Consider the following 1,291-nt stretch of genomic DNA (forward strand, 5'->3'; position numbering starts at 1 on the left):
GCAATATACCAGTACGTGTTTCGTTAGGTAGTATTTAGAGTCTTGGATTTGTATCTATTTTGGAATTTGCAGTTTTCGGTGACCCAATTTGCAGATTTCAGTGACTCTTTTCAACTACAAACAAACCAGAGAAAATACCCGAAACTGCCCCAGCCCAAGAAGTCCTTGACAGTAAATCGATTGCCTTACAATCTGCATTTCGTGAAGAAACAACGAATCCTGCATTGCGAAATAAAGCGTCACCGGCAGATAGCGCCCGAGCTGTGTGCGGTATGTCCGCGTGTGCGCAGATGCAAAGCGTTTCGGATCTGGTATCAGAATCATCACCAAAAGTATCTGGAATTCGTTCTGGATATCGTCAATAAATTCCCCGAAAAATACCAACTGGAGGTAGAGTTCATGGCGGAAAAGCAACAATTTGTGCAGATCGTGGACATGACGAGCGGCAAGATTGAACGCATCGTGAACCTGAAAGAGATCGACGCGATGAGCGCGGAAGACAAGCTTGCGCTATCCCGGGAGAAAAACCTGTTTATCGTAACCCACCGCTTACAGCCGATTGTAAGAGTGGAAATGAAAAAATCCGTGATCGAAAGTCCCATGCAATTTAGCGCGGAACCAGAAGCGGAAGAACACGAATTCGTGGTGGAAGAACCCGTGGCAGAGCCGCCGAAGAGCAAAGGCAAAGGACGCCGTAAAAAGGAATAGGGAGAATCATAGCTACCTGGCAAAAAAAAGCTTTTACAAAATTGTGCCATACAAAATTATGGTTCAAAATGAGCCGATATCCCTGCTTTGGCAGTGTATCAGCCCGATAGAGGCATCTCAAACAAAGGAGATAGATTATGTTTACATTGGATGAATTACATCTTGATGAAGCCAAGAAGATAGCCCTGAACCACCGCAAGAAAAAACGTTGTGACGATTGTTATGACCGCGGTTGGATCGGTGTATCCGAACAGAACCTTCTGGTACTTTGCACCCGTTGCGTGGATATGGATGCCGCGATGGAAGACTGGAAGAAGTATGTGAGCGAAAACGAAGAACTTAAAGAGCATTTTGCCGAGCTTTTTGCAGAGCATGCGGAAAATGAAGTGGAAGAAACCCACCCCACCCAACAAGCCTATGAACATAAAAAAGCCCACCCGGTAGGTAAAAACGCCTATGTTCCGGGGCCCAAAAGAACAGGAAGAGCAAAGAAAATCTAAGACATGTATAAAACAATAGATCTCAAAGAAAATCCCCGGGATTTAGAAGCCCGGGTACGCGCATTTTGGGAAGCCCACGATAC

Annotated in this window: 2 protein-coding genes; both read left to right on the forward strand. The window is 45.5% G+C overall.

All coding sequences use genetic code 11. The features are described 5' to 3' along the window. Window positions 1-42: 42 nt before the first annotated feature. Entirely contained in the window at window positions 43-708 is a 666-nt protein-coding gene (locus EYA77_RS10010) for a hypothetical protein (RefSeq protein ID WP_209314995.1), read from the forward strand. A gap of 137 nt (window positions 709-845) precedes the next feature. Next, window positions 846-1,208 (forward strand): hypothetical protein, encoded by a 363-nt coding sequence (locus tag EYA77_RS10015; protein WP_167815859.1) that lies wholly within the window; start codon window positions 846-848, stop codon window positions 1,206-1,208. Window positions 1,209-1,291: the final 83 nt, after the last annotated feature.

Origin of the sequence: Methanocorpusculum sp. GPch4 (genome assembly GCF_012062385.1) — an archaeon.
GTDB classification, from domain to species: Archaea; Halobacteriota; Methanomicrobia; order Methanomicrobiales; family Methanocorpusculaceae; genus Methanocorpusculum; species Methanocorpusculum parvum.